The sequence below is a fragment of the Nitritalea halalkaliphila LW7 genome (genome assembly GCF_000265075.1).
In the GTDB taxonomy this organism is placed as follows: domain Bacteria; phylum Bacteroidota; class Bacteroidia; order Cytophagales; family Cyclobacteriaceae; genus Nitritalea; species Nitritalea halalkaliphila.
In genome coordinates this window covers 32338-53604 of record NZ_AJYA01000024.1, presented here as the reverse complement: position 1 = coordinate 53604, position 21267 = coordinate 32338, and the positions used below count along the sequence as shown (strand labels likewise).

Below are 21267 nucleotides of genomic sequence, written 5' to 3'. Positions count from 1 at the left end.
TTCAGGTGCCGATCTAAAAATTGCTTAACCGACTGCATGTTTCCTCCTTTCTATAAATGCGTGGACGGCGTGCATGAACTGCTCGCCACGATCCTCATAATTGCGAAATAAATCAAAACTCGCGCAGGCAGGTGCCAGCAGCACCGTATCTCCTGCTGCCGCCTCCTGAAAGGCCAGCTCCACCGCTTCTGCCACCTGGCGCGTATGCAGTAGCTTCGGGATTTTACCCTGAAAGGCCGCTTGCAACTTACCCGCGTCCGCTCCAAGGATGACCAGCGCCTTTATCTGCGGCAAATACGGTTCGAGACCACTATAATCGTTTCCCTTATCTATCCCTCCAGCGATCCAAACGATCCCCGCCGGGCAGCTTTTCACCGCCTGAAGCGCCGCCTCCACGTTGGTGGCTTTGCTGTCATTCAGAAAACGTACGCCGGCGAGTTCCCCCGCCAGCTGTAAGCGATGGGGCGCATTCTGAAAGCTCCTCAGGCCTTCGGCCAAAAGCTCCTCAGGGGCACCTGCTGCCAGTGCTGCCCCTAAGGCATGGAGGGCGTTACTGGTATTATGCGGCCCTGCCAGCGGAAATCCCGCCATGGAAATCTCTCGCTGCCCACCGGCCACTCGTAGATAAGCCGTGTCCGCAGCACGCCAAATTTCCCCTTCGCGACCCACATAGTGCAGGGGCGCGGAAGAAAAAGCCTCCGCCGTCTCACAGGCCCAAGCGTCTGTGGCCGTAACCAGTACACGGCCTGAGGGAAGGGTATTGGCAAGGAGCCAACCTTTAGCCGCCGCATAAGCACTGCCCTCTCCGGCGTAACGGTCGAGGTGATCCGGACTTAGGGACGTCAGCACGGAGGTGTCCGCCTTAAATTGGCGCAAGCCCTCACACTGAAAACTGCTCACCTCCAGCACCCACACCGCAGGAGATGCACCTGCGGCCAGTTGCGCCGCCCAGCTTTGCCCCACATTTCCAGCGAGGCCCGCCTCCACTCCCGCTTGCACGAGGAGATGATAAGTGAGCAGAGCAGTGGTGGTTTTGCCATTTGTGCCTGTGATGGCGATGATATGCGGGCTGCGCTCCTGCGTCGCAAAACGATAGGCCAGCTCCAGCTCGTCGATAATTTCGATTTCCTTCTCCAGCCCCGCCTGAATCAGGGGATGGGTGAAGGGGATTCCCGGGCTCTTCACCCACAGGGGAAGCGAGAGCAAGCGCTCCTGCGTGTGGCCGCCCTCCTCGAAAGAAATGCCCGCACCCAAGAGCGCCTGCTTGCGCACAGGCAAAAGGAGCCCTCCTTCAGATAAAAATACCTGAAGTCCGGCGCGTGCTGCCAGTAAAGCCGCACCCACGCCGCTTTCTCCTCCTCCTATGATGCCGATTCCTGCTTCCATTTTACTTAGCGTAATTTTAGCGTGGCTAATGTGACGATCGCTAACAAGATGCCGACGATCCAAAAGCGCGTGACGATTTTCGCCTCGGGAATTTGTTTCTTTTGATAGTGATGGTGCAGGGGTGCCATAAGAAAGACCCTTCTGCCCTCACCGTATTTCCTTTTCGTGTATTTAAAATAACTTACCTGAATGATGACGGAGAGATTTTCCACCAAGAAAATCCCGCAGACCACCGGCAGGAGGAGCTCTTTGCGCAGCGCCAAACTCAGCACCGCGATTACTCCGCCCAGCATCAAACTGCCGGTGTCACCCATAAACACCTGCGCGGGATAGGCATTATACCAGAGGAAGCCGACGCAAGCCCCTACGAAGGCCGCGCAGAAGATAACCAGCTCTCCGGAATTCGGTATGTACATGATATTCAGGTACTGGCTGAAAATCACATTTCCACTCAGGTAGGCGAAAATAGCGATGGTCAAGCCGATGATGGCAGAGGTGCCCGCGGCGAGCCCGTCGATCCCATCGGTAATATTTGCGCCATTTGAGACCGCTGTGATGATAAAAATCACCAAGAAAATATACAGGAAAGGGGTCATGGCATCTCCTAGGAAGCCCAATACCTCTTCGTAGTTCAACTCATTATTTTTGAGGAAAGGAATAGTCGTTTTGGCCACCTTCACATCTCGGTAAGCGGGGGCATCCACGACCCCTTCTTCCACGGAGACGGGGTTGGAAAACTGCCGCACCACGACGCCTTCATGGAAGTAAAGGGTGGCGCCCACGATGATGCCAATGCCCACCTGCCCGACGATCTTAAAGCGTCCGGCCAGCCCTTCCTTATTTTTACGGAAGACCTTGATGTAGTCATCGATAAAGCCGATGGCCCCTAACCATACCGTGGTAATCAGGAGCAAGATGATGTACACATTCTTGACGTTCGCAAACAGCAAGGTAGGCAGCAGGATAGCCGCGATCATCATCAAGCCCCCCATGGTAGGCGTCCCTTTCTTTTCGTTTTGGCCGGTTAGGCCCAAATCCCGCACTCGTCTCCCCGATCTGCTGCCGGCGGATCCAGTGGATGATATGGTGCCCAAAAGTGATGGTAATGACCAGAGAGAGTAAGGCCGCCATCCCCGCACGGAAGGAGATATAGCGGAACACTCCCGCACCCGGGAAGTCCAATACCTTATCTAAATAGTCGAAAAGCGAATACAACATTACTTTTGGTTTAACAGCGCTAAAATTTTCTTTACTTCTTCTTTATCGTCGAAGGGATGCTTGACCCCTTTTATCTCCTGATAGGTTTCGTGCCCTTTTCCGGCCACTAAAATCATGTCGCCCTCCTCAGCTCCTAAAATGGCGGCTTTAATGGCGGAGCGGCGGTCTGCGATGCTGAGCACCTTACGCAGCTCCACGGGAGAGAGCCCCTCCTGCATGTCTGCTAAAATCTGCTCAGGATCCTCATCGCGAGGATTATCTGAGGTGAAATAGGCCTTCGTGCTCTTGGCGGCAGCGATTTTAGCCATCAGCGGGCGCTTGGTTTTATCCCGATTCCCTCCGCAGCCGACCACCGTGTAGATGTGTGCCCGCCCATCGTTAATTTCTTCCAGCGTGGCGAGCACATTTTCCAGTGCATCTGGCGTGTGCGCATAGTCGATGACCACTGTCAGCCCATGCGCCTGCACGGTTTCGAAGCGGCCAGTGGCACTTTTTAGGCGGGAAAGCTGCAGCAGCACCTCTTCCTCTTCTTCGCCCAGCAGAAGGGCGGTGGCCAGAACGGCCAAAAGGTTATAAGCATTAAAGCGGCCGATGAGTCCGAACCACACAGCATGCTGCTGAATGGAGAGCTCTAAACCCTCGAGGGTATTACTCAGGACCTTGGCCTTAAAATCCGCATCCGTTTTAATCCCATAGGTATGAATCTGTGCTGCGGTATTTTGGACCATGACAGCACCGCGCTTATCGTCTGCATTCGTCAGCGCAAAAGCCGTTTTCGGCAGGCCGTCGAACAATTTCTTTTTGGCTTTGATGTAGGAGTTAAAATCTCCATGATAATCCAGGTGATCGTGGCTGATATTCGTGAAAACTGCCCCAGTCACCCGTGTGCCCGCCATCCGTTCCTGCACGATGGCATGGGAACTGGCCTCCATAAATACATGCGTGCAGCCGGCCTGCAGCATGCGCTGCAAAAGCGCCTGTAGCTGCACTGCATCCGGTGTGGTGTGCGTGGCTGGCAGCACTTCTTCATTGATTTTATTCTCCACCGTGCTGATCAGTCCCACCTGATACCCCAGCGCGATAAAAAGCCGATGGAGCAGCGTCGCAGTCGAGGTCTTGCCATTCGTGCCTGTGATGCCGACCAACTTGAGTTTCTCTGAGGGGTTACCGTAGAAATTCGCCGCCATTTCCCCTAAGGCCACTGCCGCGGAGGCGACCTGCACATAGGTAACATGCACACGCGTTTCTTCAGGCAGGACCTCGCATACGATCACACGTGCCCCCTGGTCGATGGCCTTTGGGATAAAGGCATGCCCATCCACCTGCGTTCCAGGCACTGCCACGAAGAGGCCATCCTGACGCACCTGGCGGCTATCAAAATAGATGCCCGTCACGCCCAGTTCCATGTCCCCCTGCGTCGCGCGTAAAGCCACTTTATATAATATGTCTTTCAGTTTCCGCATGCTACTCAAGAATTAAATGTATGGACTGCCCTGCACAAGAGGTCCCCGCAGGGATAGACTGCCGCTTGACACGCCCACTGCCCGTGTACTGCACGGAGAGCCCTCTATTTTCTAATGCATATAGCGCATCCCGCAGAGGGAAGCCGGTCACGTCAGGAACCTGATCGGAAACGTTTTGATCTCCCGAGCGATAGACGATCTGATTACCCGCTAGGGCGGTATGCACGAAATCCACTTCCTCTGCTAAAGGTCTAGCGGGCAGAGCTAAACGCTCCGTCACCTCCCGAATACCCTGATAGGCTCCCCCCTGAATGAGTGGGAAATCCCCTATCTGCGCCATCGCTCCCTGAAAGCGACGGGTGTTCAACTCTAAATCCTGCGACATGATTTTGTCTGCGATATCTTTAAAAACCGGTGCGGAAACGTCCCCTCCGTAGGCATGCAAGCCTTCCGGGCTGTCGATTACCACGATGGCACTGTAGCGTGGCTGATCAGCAGGAAAATAGCCTGCGAAGGAGGCATAGTATTTCCGTGTGTAGCTGCCATTTTCCAAGATTTGTGCCGTTCCTGTCTTCCCAGCGATTTTATAGCTGGCATGCCGAATATTCCGCGCCGTGCCATTTTCGACCACCCCTTCGAGCAGGCGCTGTAAGTCTCTGATGGTCTTATCGGAAGCGATCCGCTTGCGATACACCTCCGTGGGAAAAATTTCTTCGAACTCATTTCCACGTCCCACCGCACGCACGATCATCGGCTTGACCATCACCCCCTGATTCGCCACTGCATTATAAAACATCAGCGTGTGCAGGGGATTCCAGCGGAGCTCATACCCGATCGACATCCACGGCAGCGTGGTGCCGTACCAGTTCTTAGATCCCGGTGTCTTCACATAAGGCACCCCTTCCCCCTGCATCTGAAAGCCGATTGCCTGATCTAGTCCTAACTTTTCCAGGTAGCCGGTGAAGCGTTTGGGCTGATGCCCAAAGTGCTGGTCTACTAATTTAGAAATCGCTACATTCGAAGACTTTTCGAAGGCCTCCTGCACGGTAATTTTACCATACCCCCCCACCTTCACATCGCGCATGGTGCGGTCATAAAAGCGGTGGGTGCCATTTCCAGTCTCCACGATGTCCTGAAGCGAGACTTTTTTCTCCTCCAGCAGCGCCAGCATGGAAAAAAGCTTAAAGGTACTCCCCGGCTCGGTGAGGCCCTGATCGCCGATGGCATAGTTATAGGACTCCACATAGACCCCAGGGGACTTGCGCTCATAATTTACCAGCGCTTTAATATGTCCTGTCTGCACCTCCATCACGATCACCGATCCGAAGCGCGCATTTCGGTCCTTTAGCTGCCGCAGCAGACTCGCCTCTGCTACATCCTGAATGTTCACATCCAAGGTGGTGAAAATATCATAGCCATCTTCCGGCTTCACCTCATTCGCGTGTGAAACGGGGCGCAAGACACCCCCTGACAGCGCCTGAAAATAGCCCTTACCATTCACCCCACCTAAAAAATGGTCAAAGCTAGCCTCCAGGCCGACACTATGGCCCGCATCACTCACATTTCCGATGGTGCGGGAGGCCAATTGCCCGAAGGGCTTATACCGCCGCTCTTCCTTAGTAGGAATAAAACCACCGCCATATTTACCCTCCCGGAAAAGCGGCCAGGTTTTAATGGTCTGCAGTTCGTGATGGCTGATTTCTTTTGAGCTAAGGTATAGAAAGCGATTGCCTTTTTGGCGTGCCTGCTCTATCAGCTGCTTATACCCTAGCGCAGACCTGTCCCCGAAGCGGCGGGAAAGCAGAAGCGATAAAGAGTCTATAGAAGCATAAAAACGCGTATCAGAAGCCTGTACCGGGTCTATGGCCAGGCGATAAAAAGGGAGGCTCGTCGCCAGTAGGGCCCCCTGCGCATCGTAAATATTTCCGCGGGTGGCTTTTATCTCTCGCTCCTGAATCTGCCGATAGATAGACGCCTCCTGCCACTGCTCCGCATCGAATACCGCCAGTTTCACTAGGGCATACACCACCGCTAAGGCCACTAGGGCGATAAGGGTAAATGCGAGGCGTACACGGATGACGATATTTTGTTTGATATTCACTAGTCGGCTTTTTGTTTTCGTTCTAATTTTATCGGTGGCTGGCTGATCTCCACTAAGCCCAGCGGCTCCAGCCTTTTCGCTAACTCGGACTGTTTCAGATGGAGCAGGTAGTTGGCCTCCTCCGTCGTCACATCCACCCGGAGATTATCCACCTGCGTCTGCAAGCGTGCGATCTCCCGCACTAAATTCTCTGCTCGGTAATTCGTATAGATATACAAAAAAGCCAGCAGCGCAAAAAACAGGAAGGGCAGCACCAAGCCCGCCGGTATGCCATCTCCTAAAAGCGGCCGCACATTAAAGGTGGACTCGAGCCAGCCGAACAAGCTTTTGCCTGCCTTTTTCGGCTTTTGCTTCCCTGCTTGAGGCTTCGTCGGATTCGACTTGCGAAAGGTGTTAGCCATCTGCCCTCCTTTCTGCCACCCGAAGCTTGGCACTGCGCGCCCGATTATTCGCTGCTAACTCTGCCGCATCCGCCGTCTGCGCCTTCCGGAGCACGGGATCGAAAGGCCGCTGCAGGTTGCCATAGAAATCTTTTTCCACCTCCCCGTGAAACTTGCCCTTCGCCATAAAATGCTTGACCAGACGGTCTTCCAACGAGTGGTAGCTCATCACGACCAGGCGGCCTCCCGGCTTGATCAGGTCGGTACAGGCCAGCAGGAGTTCCTCCAGGGCGCCCATCTCATCGTTCACCTCGATCCGCAGCGCCTGATAAACCTGGGCATAGTATTTAAATTGTTTGCCCCGTGGGGCAAAGCGTTCTAAGAATGCTTTAAATTCCGCACTATCTCCGAATGGGCGGTCTGCTCGGCGTGCCACGATCGCCTGCGCGAGGGTCTTGGCATTTTTCACCTCTCCGTAAATGCCAAAAAGGCGATGGAGCTGCCCCTCCTCGTAGGTGTTCAGCACCTGAGCGGCGGTGAGCGCCCCCTGCTGACTCATGCGCATATCCAGGGGTCCCTCGAAGCGTGTAGAAAATCCACGCTCCGGCTCATCGATCTGATGAGAAGAAATGCCTAAATCCGCTAGCAGACCGTCCACCTGACGGACACCATAGAGGCGTAGGTACTTTTTAATATCTCTAAAGTTGGCTTCGATAAGGGTGAAGCGTGCATCCTCTGGGCTATTTTTTACCGCATCAGGATCCTGATCGAAGGCATAGAGATGGCCTCCGTCTAAACGCTCTAATAGGGCACGCGAGTGACCGCCACCTCCGAAGGTGACGTCCACATAAAGGCCACTAGGCGTATAGCCAAGCCATCCATACATGCCTGAAGCATTACTGGAACATGATAATCGTATGTACTCATAGCCTATGAAAGGTATTTTTGCATCAAATCAGATAAGTCCGCCGGGTCCTCAAAAACTAGCTCCCTGTATCGCTCAGGGTTCCAAATTTCCACATAACTGCCCACCCCGACGACCACCGCGTCCTTCTCCAGTGCGGCGAAACTTAAAAAACCCTTTGGGACTAAAATTCGCCCTGCAGAATCCAGTTCCACCTCTGTTATCATCGCGAAAAAACTCCGCTTTAACTTTCGCGTCTCCGGATTATGATCCGAGAGCGCATTCACTTGATTCTGGATCTTCTTATACTCCAGCTGGGTTAGAAGCGTCAAGCAGCCATCATCCGCACATCGCAAGAACAAATTCGCGCCATTAGACTCTGGTATCGCCGACCGTATCTTGGCCGGCAATGCCATACGCCCCTTCGCGTCGATCTTGCAATCATACTGGCTGTTGAACATCCCCATTTAAAATCAAAACTGTATCGTGTTTACAAAATTACAAAAAGCCATGACACTTACCACCACACTATGACATAAGTCTCCACTTTTTATTAAAAGTAGTCATTTCCGTAAATGTTTACAACACTTTACTGGGAAAACATCGGGCTCTACACGATCAGGGGCCTTTGGTTTACAGTAACTTACCTTTTACGTTTTAGGAATACCTCCATAAAATTTGGTGAAACACCCAAATTCCCTACTCACATAATAGACTTATTCCGACCTCCCCCTCGATTCTCACCCCTTTAGCAGAAGGATCTTTCCTCACAAAAAAAAAGTCTGAAATCGAGAAAAAAATTTTGTCGTACTTTTACGCTCCTAATTCCTAACCACATGAAAAAAACTTGGACCCTACTCCTCGGATCACTTGCCCTGCTGTTCAGCTGCTCCACCCCCTCTGAGCAAGAGGAAGTGGCAGCCGGAGCTTCCCTGAGCGGCCTCTGGCTAGCGCATATCGACATGCCCGCATACAGCCTTCCCTTCGAACTGGAATTCGAACCGAGCCCGGAAGGAACGCTCGTCTATGCACGTAATGCCGACGAAAGGCTCCTCCTGGATCGGGTCGACCAGCAGGGAGACAGCCTCATCATCAGCATGGGTGTGTTCGATGCAGGCCTCCATCTAGCGCCACAAGCTGACGGCACACTACGCGGTCGCTTTACGAAATACGATGTACCCGGATACAGCTGGCCTTTTCGCGCCCGCACGAAGCAAGCCGCCGACACACGCTTCCCCGTTCACTTCGACCCTTCTGTGGATTTTTCTGGCCGCTACCGTGTCACCTTCCGCCATGAAAACGGCAGCAGCTATGAGGCCATCGCCCTGCTCGAACAAGAGGGCAGCTTGCTCACCGGCACCTTCCTGACCGCCCTCGGCGACTACCGCTTCTTAGAAGGACGCGTAGAAGGAGATGCCTTCCGCTTGAGCACCTTTAACGGGAGCCATCTCTTTTATTTCGAAGGGAATTACCGCGACCGAAACAATTTCACCGGCATTTTCCGCTCTGGCCCCAGCTATCTCGAAAGCTACTCCGCCACGCGCGACGCAGACTTTCAGCTCCCCGACGCAGATACGCTCACCCAGCTGCAGGAAGGAGAAGAGCAGTTTGACTTCACCTTCCCCGATCTGGAAGGTAACCCTGTCTCCCTTTCCGACCCTGAATTTGCGAACAAGGTCGTCCTCGTGACCCTTTTTGGCTCTTGGTGCCCGAACTGCATGGATGAAACCGCCTACCTAGCCTCTTGGCTGAAGACACAAGACGAAAGGGAGGTGGCCGTCATCGCCTTAGCCTTCGAGCGCAAGGATGATTTCAACTATGCCGTGGAGCGGGTGAAGAAAAGTAAGGAACGCTTCCAGGCCGACTTCCCCTTCCTGATCGCTGGAGAATCGAACAAGCAAAAAGCCGCCGAAAAGCTGCCCCAGCTCTCTGCCGTGATCGCCTTCCCCACCCTAATTTACCTGGACCGCCAGCACCGCGTCCGCAAGATCCACACAGGCTTCAGCGGACCGGGTACGGGCGAGGTGTACACCGCATGGACCCAGCAGCATGAGGCCTTCGTCCAGCGCCTACTCGCAGAATAAAATGAAAAAAATAAGCCCCCTCATACCTACATTAGGCACCTGAAGGGGCTTTTTCTTTTCGTTCCCGTTAGTTTATTTGGATAGGATGCGCATGCAGCCCCTTTGGCCTGCCGGCCAACATCCACTAAGCAGAAGGCTAGTCGCCTTATTTTTTCCTCGAAATCGTGTAATCCACCAAGCCCGCCAGAGAGGCCTTATAGGTAGATTCTGGATAACTTTTTAGCATCTCCATCGCCTCCTCGTAAAAGCGATTCATGACCTCCGTGGCATAGCGTAAGCCACCCGACTTCTTCACGAAATCGATGACCTCATTAATGGCTTTTTTATCTTCATTTCGATGGCGAATGAGGTGGATGATCTTTTTACGCTCCAGCCAGGGAGCCTGCTGCAAGGCATAAATCAGCGGCAGCGTCATTTTCTTCTCTTTGATATCGATGCCCACCGGCTTGCCGATTTCATCATCTCCGTAGTCGAAAAGATCATCTTTAATCTGAAAAGCCATACCGATCTTTTCACCGAAACTTCGCATCCGATCCACCTCTTCAGCAGAAGCACCGGAGGTTTGGGCCCCGACCGCACAGCAGGCTGCGATGAGACTGGCAGTTTTCTGGCGGATAATCGTATAATAAACGTCCTCGGTAATATCCAGTTTACGGGCCTTGGCGATCTGCAGTAGTTCGCCCTCCGACATTTCGCGCACCGCCGTACTGACGATTTCTAAAAGCTCAAAATCTTTATTTTCCACACTGAGCAGAAGGCCTCTTGAGAGTAAATAGTCTCCCACCAAGACCGCTATCTTGTTCTTCCACAGGGCATTTATCGAAAAAAAAGCCCCGGCGATAATTCGCATCATCCACCACATCGTCATGTACGAGGGTAGCGGTATGTAGGAGCTCTATCAGCGCTGCACCCCGAAAGCTGGCATCTGTGATCTGCCCGCTGGTACCCGCCGTTAAAAACACGAACATGGGCCGCATCTGCTTGCCCTTCCGCTTCACAATGTAGTTCGTGATGTGGTCCAACAGCTTGACCTTACTTTTCATAAAGTCACGGAATTTTTTTTTCAAATTCCGCCATTTCCACAGCGATCGGCGCTTGTATTTGTTTAAGGTCGGGTTTCATATGGGTAATTCAGCTGCAATAATACTACGGTTTCCACCTTAGACAAAACCATTCATCGTTTAATTCTTAGGGATAACACCCCATAGAGAAAATCGTTTTGTTTTTTCGATAGAATTGGGCGGCAGTCCCTGCCAAAAGGACTCAAAAAAAAATTCCTATATTTGTTTTTAAACCTCGAACCGCCTTGACAGACGCGTACATCAAACACCGCTACGAGCCGATTCTTCCCGAAAAAGACGAATGGCCCGTCGTCAAACTTAGTAAGGAGCGTAAAGCTTTCGTCTTAGCTGTAGCCCAAGCCAGCAAAAATGCGCTACTACAACTCACAGGTAACAATCCCGATCTGCTAAAAGAAGAATTAGAAACGACGCTCTACCGGGAAAAAATGCGCATTAAGCAGAACCCTTGGGTCGTAGACCCAGAGGATGATTATGCCTTCTGGAATGGGGTGAAGTCGCGACTGGTACAGCTTACTGCCGAAAATGCTAGTCTCAGCCGCGCTGATAAAATGGCCCGCTGCACTAGCATCCTGGAAGAGATCACTATGCGCTATGCCGAGGAAATCGCCTCCAACTTTAAACATACCCACTACAAGCTGACCCGCCGGATCGTCACCTTTGGCTTCGCCCGACTCCTAAACGCCGCGCGTGTAAAAGGGATTCGTTCACTCTTCAGCAACCAGTTCACCCTCCAAGATAAAATTCAGATCATAGGGGAGACAGACCAGCTCCGGCAGCTGGCACGAAAAGGCACCATCGTCATGGTTCCCACGCACTTTTCGAACCTGGACAGCATTTTGATCGGCTGGATCATCTCCGTGCTGGGACTCCCTCCCTTCATTTATGGCGCGGGGCTGAACCTGTTTAATATCCAGATTTTCGCCTACTTCATGAATGCACTGGGAGCCTATAAGGTGGACCGCAGGAAAAAAAACCTTCCCTACATCGAAACGCTAAAAAGCTACTCCTCCATGGCCATGCAGCAGGGCGTCCACAGCCTCTTCTTCCCTGGCGGCACCCGCTCCCGAAGCGGAGAAATCGAGTCCAAGTTGAAGCTTGGTCTACTGGGCACGGCCATAGAAGCACAGCGCGTCAACTACGAGCGTGGCAAGACCGACGTGAGTGGAAAAATATTTATCGTGCCTGTGACGATCAACTACCACTTTGTGCTGGAAGCACCCTCCCTCATTAAGGAGCACCTCTCCAGAACCGGGCAGGAGCGCTACTACGAAGAGGCCGATGAATTCAGCACCTCGTATAAAATTTCGAAGTTTTTAGTAAAATTCTTTACGAAGGGTTCCGATATTTCCGTCTCCGTGGGGCGCGCCATGGATGTGCTCGGTAATTATGTGACCGCCGAGGGCAAAAGCCTGGACCGAACGGGTCGGGAAATCGAAACCTCCGACTATTTTATGGCGAACGGCAAGGTAAACCGCGATGAACAGCGAGAGGAAGAGTACACCTATCACCTGGGGCGCCGCATCGTGGAAGAGTTCCACATCAATAACCGGGTCTTCAGCTCGCATATCGTGGCCTTTACAGCCTTTCAGATGATCCGGAAGGCGAATAAAAAAATGGATCTCTACAGCGTCCTCCGCCTGCCGGAAGAAGACATCAGCCTGGATTATGGCGCCTTTAAAGAGGCCGTGGGACTTGTGCTGGCGCAAATCAAAACACTCAAGGCGGCAGGTAAAATCCACATGGCCCCCCACCTCAACAGAGAGCTGGATGCCATCATCGCGCATGGGCTCGATAATGTGGGCATGTACCATGCGAAGCGCCCCCTCATCCGAGATGCGGCCGGCCAAATCGTCACCGAGGACCTTTCTTTACTTTATTTTTACCACAACAGACTTCAGGGATATGAACTCCACAGGCTCTTCTAAATCGAAACCCGTAGGTGTCATCGGCATGGGTAGCTTCGGAACGGCTATCGCAAACAACCTAGCCGAAAAAACGGAGGTACTGGCCTATGTGCGGCGGCCCGAAGTCGTGGAGCAGATCAACTCCCAGCATCTGAATGGCTCCCTTTCGGTTCACCCCGAGGTGAAAGCGACACAAGATATCGAGGGTATTTGCCGGCGCTGCGAGACCCTTTTCTTCATGGTTCCCTCAGCCGCATTTACGGAGGTGACACGGGCCTTTGCGCCCTTTCTGCACCCTTATCACCGCATCATCCACGGCACGAAGGGCCTGGCTCTAAATTTGCCCCCCGGGGAAAACCTTAAAGAAATCTCCAAGATCAAGCGCAGCCAGATCCGCACCATGAGTGAGGTGATTTTAGAAGAAACGGTGGTCATCCGCGTGGGCTGTCTGGCGGGCCCTAACTTGGCTCGGGAGCTGATGGCCGGAAAGCCTGCCGCCACCGTGATCGCCAGTAAATACAATGAGGTCATCCTCGAAGGCCAGCGCCTGCTCCGCTCCGATAAATTTCAGGTGTATGGAAATGCGGATATCATCGGCGTAGAGCTTAGCGGGGTCCTGAAAAACATCATCGCCATCGCCGCAGGTGCCTCGAAGGGATGGGGCTGGGCGAAAATGCGCGCGGCCTGCTGATTTCCAGGGGGATGGTCGAGCTCATTTACCTCGGAAATGCCCTCGGCGGCGGCGTAAAACCCTTTATGGGATTGGCTGGCATCGGGGACCTCGTGGCCACCTGCAGCTCGAACCTTTCGCGCAACTATACCGTGGGCTATCGGCTTGCGAAGGGAGAGAAACTTCCTGCCATCATCGCCAGCATGGAGGAGGTGGCCGAGGGAATTAACACCGTGCAACTTATTAAGGCTTTCCTTCAGGGAAATGGCCTGCGCGCACCCATCACCGAGAACCTCTACAAGGTGCTTTTCGAGGAGCTCCCCATAGAAGATGCGCTTCAGTACCTGATGAAGTACCCCTTCAGCGTGGATGTGGACTTCCTCTAAATGCGGTTTTAAGAGGCAGCACCTTTCTTCTGAAGGATATGCTGCACGATCTGACTGGCATGCACGATGGAATTCTCGATAAAATACGTACGCGTAACCAAGCCACCGCAGACCACACCGGCTAAATATACCCCGGGCACATTGGACTCCTGATTGTCCGGATCGAAACAGGGCTGCCGCTTTTCATCAAGCGAGAGCTCCACGCCGAGCTGATCGAGCAGCGCGAAATTTGGGCGATAGCCTGTCATGGCGAGCACAAAATCATTAGGCACCCGCACCTCTCCTTCTGGCGTATGCAGCAGCACCTCCTCGGCGAGGATTTCCTGCACACGGCTCTGGGTATAGGCCCGGATAGACCCCTCTTTTATGCGGTTTTCGATGTCAGGCTTGACCCAATACTTCACATTTTCATCGATACCCTCCCCGGGGAGAACCATGGTCACCTGGGCCCCCTTGCGGTAGGTTTCCAAGGCCGCATCTACGGCAGAATTTCCCGCACCCACCACGAGCACGCGCTGCCCGATGTAAGGCCAGGGCTCCTTATAATAATGTGTTACCTTCGGCAAGTCCTCCCCTGGAACCCCCATCAGGTTCGGGAGATCGTAAAATCCAGTGGCTAAAATGAGGTTTTGGGCCTCGTAGACCCCTTTCGAGCTGGTGACGGTGAAGGTGCCGTTTTCATTGCGCCTCAGGCGCAAAACTTCCTCATAGCAGCGTACCCGCAGCCGCCACTTTTCCGTCACACGGCGATAATACTCCAGCGCCTCCGTCCGCGTCGGCTTATGGCTCACCGACATAAAAGGGACTCCTCCCATCTCCAGTTTTTCTGAAGTGGAGAAAAAAGTCATGTTTAAAGGGTAATGAAACAGGGAATTCGTGAGCACTCCCTTTTCCAGAATCAGGTAATCCAGCTGATGTTCTTCACAGGCGATCCCACAGGCCAGACCGATCGGCCCTCCACCGATGATCAGCACTTCCACACAAGTTTTTTCCATAGTAAAGCAACAGCTTTTCACGCGCTAAGTTCCCGATTAGGCGCGGCTTTTCTTAATCTGAAAGCGCACATGAGCCTCCTGAATGCGGGTCTGCTGGCCTAAATATGCGCGCTCCAGCAGCTCGACCTGGCCATCCTCCCGCCATAAAACGGCCGTCGTGCTAACCGTGCCATAATAATCGTCGAGGCGAATAAACTGCGCCGAAAGCTGGCGCTCCTGATGTAAACTGGCTCCCGTGTCAGGAAGCAAGTGGTCCGGATCCACGTTTTGGCCCCCGGCCAGCTGCAGGAGATCCTCCAAGTAGGGCTGCTCCGGCAGGGCCTCGAGGTCTTCCTGAATGCGCCTCACCTTCGACCAGTCATTATTTAATAGCCCATTACTCAGGCCATAGGTCCCCGGCGCGAGGCGCGAAATCGCATCTCCATAATTCGAAAGGTAATAGAGCTCCTCTGGGGTGCCGACGAGCAAGTTAAAGCCCTCATAGCGTTCTTGCCGCTGGGCTATGCGCTTTAAATAGGCTTCGGGCTTTAAATTCCCTTCTACGAAATCACGCACCAAGTCGCCGCGGGTGAGCGCACCCTGCACCGGCCGACGTAGATCGCGGTAATTAGTTAGGTACGCAAAACGCCCATTAGGATGGAAGCCCATCCAGGTGCCGCCTGCCTTCAGGTCCTTGCCCGCAAACATGCCAGAAGGCCAGCGATGCAGCGCCTGAGTGGGTCGATCGAAAAATTCATCCCGATTTCCAACGAGCACGAGGGGGTGGCCCGGGTGATTTTGCCACTTAAATCCGATTAAACACATGGGTAAGGTGATAGAACGGCTGTAAAGTACGACTTTTTCAGCATTTCCGCATGGATAATTCGCTAAAGCAGCGTTCTCTTTCGATACGTGTAGGCTGCCCTGCTTGATCAGCGCTGGGCGACCTCCCTATAAATCCTGCATCTGCACGAGCGGGATATTTTTTCGTCTCAGCTGGCGCAAGGGTGCCACTGCCTCCACAGGGTACTGGTAGCCGCTCTCGCCGAGGGGATAAAGCAGAGGAGCTAAGTTCTGAACGGTGGCGCGACAGCCCTGCACGGTAGCGGCCAAGTTGCCAGTCTGCTTGGACAGCTTGGCCTCATTTTCGATTTCGAATGGGCCACTGAAGCCCTGCTCTTGAACCACCTGAATGAAGCGCCGCCAGTCCATGTCGTCTCCCAGACCGAAACCCGGCAGCGTAGCCTCATAATGGTGCCGCTCCCAGGGATTCGTACTGTCCGGCAGGCCCAGTGCGCGGCTCCAGTCGGCAGGAATGGCATGGCGAGGGTACATATTGCCCCAAAAAGGGTCCGCCTGCCTGCGCGTCGATTTCACATGGATGCGGTGCAGGCGCTTGGGGTCAGTCGCCCGCATCACCGCGCAGGGGTCCGTATGCTGCCAGACATCGTGGCTGGGGTCGTAAATCTCCCCATGATTCGGGCTATCGATCAGATAGTACATCAGTTGGCGTGCCGCCAAAACCCCCGACAGGTTATTAAAGGTATGGGCATGTCCGGCACTGCGCCAGCCCTCCATCGGGCAGTTTTCATACAGAATGGTCACCCCGAGGTCTTCAGCATAGCGGATAATCGGAGTAAAGACACGCTTGTAGGCCAGCAAGTTCTTTTCGAAGCCCCCTTCGGTATTACCGAGCTCATGATTATAGCCGACGAAGGTGCCCACTTTCACATCGTTTTCATCTCCCCCCAGCAGGTGGGCGATGCGGATAAGCCGGAGCAGATGGTTTTGATTCTGGCGCTGCACCTCCTCAGGTCCCCCGATGAGATTATCGAAAGCCCCTACTGACAGGCGCAGGCGATGGGCATTAAACTGCTCGATAAGCTGTGCAGCGTCCTCAGGGCCGAAATGCGCATACTCCAGATGCGTGGCCACGAAATCATCGCGTGTGCCATCACGGCGAAACACACACAGATCGAGGCCCTGCACCCCGATTTCCTGTGCCAGTGGAAGGAGCTCCTGCAGCTGCAGGCGGTCGAATGCAGAAGTCATCAGCCAAATTTGATTCATTTTTGTTACATTTGTTTGTACATACATAGAATAAAGTGTGTTTCGCGGCGCGTGTTTTGCGCCCAGGCGCACCCAGAATTACGTGAACGGAGAAACCTTCAAGGTCGAAAATATCTTCTATAAATAAAAACTGATCTCATGAAAACAAACAAACACCGCTTCAAACTCTTGCTGGCTGGTCTGGTCTTTTTCGGAATAGCCTGTACAGGAGAGCCTCAGGCTGAGGGACAGGGTCCACAGAGCAACTGGCTTTCGCGACGGTATCGGATAAAATGACCTTTAAAGTAGATACGTTGTACCAAGATTTCGAGCATCCCTGGGGGATGACCTGGCTGCCTGACGGCAAAATGCTCGTGACCGAGCGCCGTGGGGACATCCTGGTTTTCGAAAATGACAGCTACACGGGTCAAAAACTGAGTGGTGTGCCTGCTGTGCACCATGTGAATCAGGCGGGTCTCTTGGATATCGCCCTGCATCCCGATTACGAGTCAAATGGCTGGCTGTACCTTGCCTATGCTCGTGATGAGGAAGATGGAGGGGTGCTGGTTATTTCTCGTGCCAAACTCGACGGACTTAACTTGGTGGATCTAGAGGAAATTTATGTAAATTATCCTGCTTGGAAGGGTGGGCGTCACTTCGGCAGCCGCATCGTCTTCGATGAAGAAAATTACCTATACTTTGCGAATGGCGACAAGGGCTCTCGCCCCGAAAATGCCCAAGAGCTCGATAATGCGCACGGAAAAATCCACCGTATTCATGATGATGGGCGTATTCCTGAGGATAATCCTTTCGTAGGTCAGGAGGGTGCTGTGGCTTCCATCTGGAGTTATGGCAACAGGAACCCGCAGGGTATGGTCTATGATCGCGAGACGAAGCGCCTCTGGGCGGTGGAACATGGCCCGAAAGGCGGAGATGAGCTTAACCTGATTGAAAAGGGGAAAAATTACGGTTGGCCGACCATTTCGTATGGCATTAACTACGACGGCACTATCCTCACGGAGGAAACCGAGCGGGAAGGCATGGAGCAGCCCGTGACCTACTGGGTACCTTCCATCGCTACCTGTGGCATGGCCATGGTGACCTCTGACCGCTATCCCGCTTGGAAAGGAAATATGCTGGTCGCTGGCTTGGCGGGCATGCAGGTAGCACGCGTAGAGCTGAATGGAACCGAATACGTAGGTGAAGAAAAGCTCTTAGCAGGTATCGGTCGGGTGCGCCAGGTGGCGCAAAGCCCTGACGGCTATTTATATGCTCTAGTAGAAGGAACAGGATTATTAATCAAGCTACTTCCAGTAGAAATTTGATTTTTTAGAAAAAATTGGTTTAAATTTGAGCTGGCTTTTACAAGTCAGCTTTTTTTATGACCGCACGTATCTTGCTTTCGCGGTTTGCTTTTACAAGAACCCAAATAAGCCTGTTTTTTTTAGGAATAAGACAAAATTTAATACAGTCATCCGACTATTAAGCGTTTATTTATTCCCCCCTTTTTTAAATGTGAAGAAAAATTTGGAATGACTCCTTATTATTCCTTACATTTAATTCTAAAACAACTTGTTTTATACCAATCAAAACAAACCTTATATGAAGAAACAATTACTGAGTATGATGTTCATCTTCGCTTTTTTAGCGGCGGCATGGGCACAAGAAAAAGTCGTCACGGGAACGGTGGTTTCGGCGGACGATAATGACCCTATCCCCGGGGTAAACATCCGGGTGAAGGGGACGAACTTAGGGGCCGTCACAGACATCGACGGAAAGTACACCATACGTGTAGATAATAATGAGCAGGTGCTTGTTTTTTCCTTTATCGGCTATAACAACACCGAGATTACGATCGGAAATCAGTCCGTGATCGATGTCCGTTTACAAACGAACGAGCGGCAGCTTAGTGAGGTGGTGGTAGTCGGTTATGGTACGCAGTCTCGTCGTGATTTAACGGGCTCGGTAGGAAGTGTGACGGGCGATGACATTAACCGTATGCCAGTGGCCAGCTTAGATGCGGCCATGCAGGGGCGTGCGGCGGGTGTTTTCGTGCAGAGCCCATCCGGAACTCCCGGCGCAGGCATCACAATGCAGATTCGGGGGAACACCTCCCTTTCCGCCAGCTCTGAGCCTTTATATGTAATCGATGGTATTCCGATGATTTCTGAAGACCTTTCCGGTTTATTTTCGGGTGGTCAGGCGACGAACTCTTTAGCAGACATTAACCCTGCCGACATCGAATCCATCGAAATCCTTAAAGATGCCTCCGCAGCAGCCATTTACGGTTCACGAGGTGCAAATGGCGTGGTTTTGATCACCACGAAACGTGGTAAATCAGGCGATGCTAAAATCGATATTAACTCCTTTTACGGCTTTCAGCGGGTGACGAACAAGATCGATATGATGGACTCCCGTCAGTTTTTAGAGCTCATGGATGAAGCCGCCATGCAGGACAATCGCTTTTTAGGACGGAATTATCCAGAGCGCTTTGTGTCTAACTTATGGGGATTTGATCTCACCGATCCAGATTTAGAGCTACGCAATACACGTTGGTTTGACGAAATTTTCCGCGACGCTCCGATCCAAAGTCACGATGTAGCTGTCTCTGGAGGAAATGACAAGACCACGTACTATACCTCCTTAGCTTATTTTAATCAGGAAGGTGTTCAGTTAGGAACGGGTTTCGAGCGAATTTCGGCTCGGCTAAATGTAGATACCAAAGCACGAGACTGGTTGAAAGTAGGAACCAGCATCAATGTCAGCCGCACCATTCAGGATAGAACGATTAATGACAACTCCCTTTACGGGGTGGTAATTAATTCACTAGCGGGTGATCCTTTAATGCCTGTTTTTGAGGCAGATGGTAGCTATGCAGATCCATTTGACTATTTCGGCTGGTGGATGCTTGATAACCCCGTGCTGATCGCTAATGAGTACCATCGTTTTACGCGCACTACGCGTGGAATCGCGAATACTTATGCAGAAGCGACGATCAATAAGAAGTTGAAATTTAGAAGCTCTGCAGGTATCGACTTCACTTACTTGGAAGATGAGTCCTATACGCCGATTATCTCCAGAGAGTCTGTTAATGCACAGCTAAATGGGCAGGCACTTTCGGATCCACCCAAGATTTTACGTGGATTACAGAAAACTACTTGACCTATGATGAAGATTTCGGCGGGGGTAAGTCCTACTTGAATGCCGTTTTGGGTACGTCCTTTCAGGCTTCCAGAAGAGCGTTTTCCAGCATCATCGGACAGGAGTTTCCAAGTGATGACTTCGTGGTTTTAGCGGCTGCAGCTAATATCACCAGTGCTTCCACGAACCGCACGGACTGGGGTATCGCCTCTTATTTCTTTAGAACGAACTACAGCTATGCAGATAAATTCTTAGCCACCTTTACCGTTCGTGCAGATGGTTCTTCCCGTTTTGGTCGAAACTTCCGCTTCGGGTACTTCCCTTCCGGTTCTGTAGCGTACCGCCTTTCGGAAGAAGCCTTTTTACAGGAGCAAAACTTTATTTCTGACCTAAAAATCCGTGCTTCTTATGGGGTAGTAGGAAATCAGGATGGTATCGGCAATTTTGCTTCAAGGGGCCTATTCGGAATCAATGCCTATCGTCAGGTGCCCTCTTTACTTCCTGTACAGTTAGCAAATGATAACTTGACTTGGGAAACGACCGCACAGTGGAACTGGGGGTTAGACTTCGGTGTGATGAACGATCGTATTACCTTAACGGCAGACTACTTCATCAAAACCACCAACGATCTCTTACTGAACCGCCTTATCCCGGGAATTTCAGGATTTAGAACGGTAACAGAAAATATCGGAAGTGTTCAAAACCGTGGTTTGGAGTTAGGCATTCGCGGTGCAATCATCAACAATGCACAGTTCCAGTGGAGCTCAGCCTTTAACATCTCCTGGATCCGAAATGAGATTTTGGCATTAGAAACTAACGATCAGATCATCAGCGACTCCCATATTTTGTCCGTAGGACACCCTATCGGAACCTTCTTCCTCATCGATCATGAAGGAGTGGATCCAGAAACAGGTAACATGCGCTGGATCGACGAAAATGGCGATGGAGTGATTAACTCCGCAGACAGAAGAATCGTAGGAAATGCACAGCCAGACTTCTTTGGAGGTTTCGATAACAACTTCTCCTACAAGGGGTTTGACCTGAATGTCTTCTTCCAGTTTACGGTAGGAAATCAGATCTTCAACCATTCTCGCGCGGTGTACGAAAACTTAGGCTGGAGTAGAATCGGGACCGGCTTCCCACTTCCAGACGGAAATAACCACAGGCTGGCTGAAAACAGATGGAGAAATCCTGGGGACATTACCGATATCCCAAGAGCCTCTTTAGAAAACGACAACTGGAGAGAGTACAGCAGCCGCTGGTTGGAAGACGGCTCTTTCCTACGCTTACGTATGCTTACTTTAGGTTATAACTTCAGACCTGAAATCGTACAGCGTGTAGGTGCACGTTCCTGCGTGTGTTCTTACAAGGCCAAAACCTTCTGACCTTTACCCGTTACACCGGTTTCGATCCTGAGGTGAGCCAGAATGCACGTGATCCACGCGTGGCAGGATCTGACTTCGGTACCTTCCCTCAGACGAGAAGTTTATCTTTAGGTGTTAACATCGGACTTTAATGCAGCCTA

General features: G+C 52.2%; 16 protein-coding genes and 3 pseudogenes. 8 read left to right on the top strand and 11 right to left on the bottom strand.

The features are described 5' to 3' along the window. Positions 1–24: 24 nt before the first annotated feature. The 7 genes and pseudogenes from murD to mraZ all read right to left on the bottom strand — a co-directional run bounded on the left by murD (position 25) and on the right by mraZ (position 7913). Positions 25–1386, bottom strand: a complete 1362-nt coding sequence (murD, locus tag A3SI_RS09250) for a UDP-N-acetylmuramoyl-L-alanine--D-glutamate ligase (protein WP_009055349.1) — start codon at positions 1384–1386, stop codon at positions 25–27. 5 nt (positions 1387–1391) lie between these two features. Beyond that, positions 1392–2604 (bottom strand): annotated as a pseudogene (gene mraY, locus A3SI_RS09245) (phospho-N-acetylmuramoyl-pentapeptide-transferase). Continuing rightward, a complete protein-coding gene (locus tag A3SI_RS09240; protein ID WP_040670580.1) occupies positions 2604–4067 on the bottom strand; it encodes a UDP-N-acetylmuramoyl-L-alanyl-D-glutamate--2,6-diaminopimelate ligase in 1464 nt (487 codons plus the stop codon). The pseudogene mraY and the gene A3SI_RS09240 overlap by 1 nt, the downstream one beginning before the upstream one ends. A gap of 1 nt (position 4068) precedes the next feature. Next, on the bottom strand, positions 4069–6168 hold the full coding sequence (locus A3SI_RS09235; protein WP_009055344.1) for a penicillin-binding protein: 2100 nt from the start codon (positions 6166–6168) through the stop codon (positions 4069–4071). Then, positions 6168–6569 carry an FtsL-like putative cell division protein gene (locus A3SI_RS09230; protein ID WP_009055342.1) on the bottom strand — a complete coding sequence of 134 codons (402 nt, stop codon included), beginning with the start codon at positions 6567–6569 and terminating at the stop codon, positions 6168–6170. The genes A3SI_RS09235 and A3SI_RS09230 overlap by 1 nt, the downstream gene beginning before the upstream one ends. Continuing rightward, positions 6562–7434, bottom strand: coding sequence for a 16S rRNA (cytosine(1402)-N(4))-methyltransferase RsmH (gene rsmH, locus A3SI_RS09225; RefSeq protein ID WP_009055340.1), 873 nt, complete (start codon positions 7432–7434; stop codon positions 6562–6564). The genes A3SI_RS09230 and rsmH overlap by 8 nt, the downstream gene beginning before the upstream one ends. Before the next feature lie 44 nt (positions 7435–7478). Beyond that, positions 7479–7913 (bottom strand): division/cell wall cluster transcriptional repressor MraZ, encoded by a 435-nt coding sequence (mraZ, locus tag A3SI_RS09220; RefSeq protein ID WP_316929151.1) that lies wholly within the window; start codon positions 7911–7913, stop codon positions 7479–7481. Between the two features lie 375 nt (positions 7914–8288). Here mraZ and A3SI_RS09215 point away from each other — a divergent pair, with 375 nt between their 5' ends. Beyond that, positions 8289–9536, top strand: coding sequence for a TlpA disulfide reductase family protein (locus tag A3SI_RS09215; protein WP_009055336.1), 1248 nt, complete (start codon positions 8289–8291; stop codon positions 9534–9536). Positions 9537–9681: 145 nt separating this feature from the next. Here A3SI_RS09215 and A3SI_RS09210 read toward each other — a convergent pair. After that, positions 9682–10658: pseudogene (locus A3SI_RS09210) on the bottom strand (polyprenyl synthetase family protein). Between the two features lie 184 nt (positions 10659–10842). Here A3SI_RS09210 and A3SI_RS09205 point away from each other — a divergent pair. Together A3SI_RS09205 and A3SI_RS09200 are read left to right on the top strand one after the other, a co-directional pair. Next, positions 10843–12543, top strand: coding sequence for a 1-acyl-sn-glycerol-3-phosphate acyltransferase (locus tag A3SI_RS09205; RefSeq protein ID WP_009055335.1), 1701 nt, complete (start codon positions 10843–10845; stop codon positions 12541–12543). Further along, positions 12428–13578: pseudogene (locus A3SI_RS09200) on the top strand (NAD(P)H-dependent glycerol-3-phosphate dehydrogenase). The gene A3SI_RS09205 and the pseudogene A3SI_RS09200 overlap by 116 nt, the downstream one beginning before the upstream one ends. Before the next feature lie 8 nt (positions 13579–13586). On the opposite strand, the gene A3SI_RS09195 reads toward A3SI_RS09200, so the two are convergent. The 3 genes from A3SI_RS09195 to A3SI_RS09185 form a co-directional block, all read right to left on the bottom strand. Continuing rightward, a complete protein-coding gene (locus A3SI_RS09195) occupies positions 13587–14573 on the bottom strand; it encodes a YpdA family putative bacillithiol disulfide reductase (RefSeq protein ID WP_009055333.1) in 987 nt (328 codons plus the stop codon). 36 nt (positions 14574–14609) lie between these two features. Further along, complete coding sequence (locus tag A3SI_RS09190) at positions 14610–15377, bottom strand: NRDE family protein (protein WP_009055331.1); 768 nt, start codon at positions 15375–15377, stop codon at positions 14610–14612. A 126-nt stretch (positions 15378–15503) separates the two neighbouring features. Then, entirely contained in the window at positions 15504–16622 is a 1119-nt protein-coding gene (locus tag A3SI_RS09185) for a sugar phosphate isomerase/epimerase family protein (protein WP_009055329.1), read from the bottom strand. Between the two features lie 138 nt (positions 16623–16760). On the opposite strand from A3SI_RS09185, the gene A3SI_RS18915 reads away from it, so the two are divergent. The 5 genes from A3SI_RS18915 (at position 16761) to A3SI_RS18910 (ending at position 21258) form a co-directional block, all read left to right on the top strand. Further along, positions 16761–16898: a hypothetical protein gene (locus A3SI_RS18915; protein ID WP_156810252.1), complete on the top strand. Its 138-nt coding sequence runs from the start codon at positions 16761–16763 to the stop codon at positions 16896–16898. Beyond that, entirely contained in the window at positions 16895–17926 is a 1032-nt protein-coding gene (locus A3SI_RS09180; RefSeq protein WP_009055327.1) for a PQQ-dependent sugar dehydrogenase, read from the top strand. The genes A3SI_RS18915 and A3SI_RS09180 overlap by 4 nt, the downstream gene beginning before the upstream one ends. 277 nt (positions 17927–18203) lie before the next feature. Next, positions 18204–19763, top strand: coding sequence for a SusC/RagA family TonB-linked outer membrane protein (locus A3SI_RS21615; protein WP_009055323.1), 1560 nt, complete (start codon positions 18204–18206; stop codon positions 19761–19763). Then, a complete protein-coding gene (locus A3SI_RS21610; RefSeq protein WP_050977473.1) occupies positions 19760–21127 on the top strand; it encodes a SusC/RagA family TonB-linked outer membrane protein in 1368 nt (455 codons plus the stop codon). Before A3SI_RS21615 ends, A3SI_RS21610 begins: the two co-directional genes overlap by 4 nt. Further along, a complete protein-coding gene (locus A3SI_RS18910; RefSeq protein ID WP_156810251.1) occupies positions 21100–21258 on the top strand; it encodes a hypothetical protein in 159 nt (52 codons plus the stop codon). Before A3SI_RS21610 ends, A3SI_RS18910 begins: the two co-directional genes overlap by 28 nt. Positions 21259–21267 lie beyond the last annotated feature (9 nt).

What these genes read in the sequence shown, in the direction of transcription:
- murD (WP_009055349.1), bottom strand. Translation starts at nt 1,386, where the DNA reads ATGGAAGCAGGAATCGGCATCATAGGAGGAGGAGAAAGCGGCGTGGGT.
- A3SI_RS09195 (WP_009055333.1), bottom strand. Translation starts at nt 14,573, where the DNA reads ATGGAAAAAACTTGTGTGGAAGTGCTGATCATCGGTGGAGGGCCGATC.
- A3SI_RS09185 (WP_009055329.1), bottom strand. Translation starts at nt 16,622, where the DNA reads ATGAATCAAATTTGGCTGATGACTTCTGCATTCGACCGCCTGCAGCTG.
- A3SI_RS18915 (WP_156810252.1), top strand. Translation starts at nt 16,761, where the DNA reads ATGAAAACAAACAAACACCGCTTCAAACTCTTGCTGGCTGGTCTGGTC.
- mraZ (WP_316929151.1), bottom strand. Translation starts at nt 7,913, where the DNA reads ATGTTCAACAGCCAGTATGATTGCAAGATCGACGCGAAGGGGCGTATG.
- A3SI_RS09180 (WP_009055327.1), top strand. Translation starts at nt 16,895, where the DNA reads ATGACCTTTAAAGTAGATACGTTGTACCAAGATTTCGAGCATCCCTGG.
- rsmH (WP_009055340.1), bottom strand. Translation starts at nt 7,434, where the DNA reads ATGTATGGATGGCTTGGCTATACGCCTAGTGGCCTTTATGTGGACGTC.
- A3SI_RS21615 (WP_009055323.1), top strand. Translation starts at nt 18,204, where the DNA reads ATGAAGAAACAATTACTGAGTATGATGTTCATCTTCGCTTTTTTAGCG.
- A3SI_RS09240 (WP_040670580.1), bottom strand. Translation starts at nt 4,067, where the DNA reads ATGCGGAAACTGAAAGACATATTATATAAAGTGGCTTTACGCGCGACG.
- A3SI_RS09230 (WP_009055342.1), bottom strand. Translation starts at nt 6,569, where the DNA reads ATGGCTAACACCTTTCGCAAGTCGAATCCGACGAAGCCTCAAGCAGGG.
- A3SI_RS09190 (WP_009055331.1), bottom strand. Translation starts at nt 15,377, where the DNA reads ATGTGTTTAATCGGATTTAAGTGGCAAAATCACCCGGGCCACCCCCTC.
- A3SI_RS09215 (WP_009055336.1), top strand. Translation starts at nt 8,289, where the DNA reads ATGAAAAAAACTTGGACCCTACTCCTCGGATCACTTGCCCTGCTGTTC.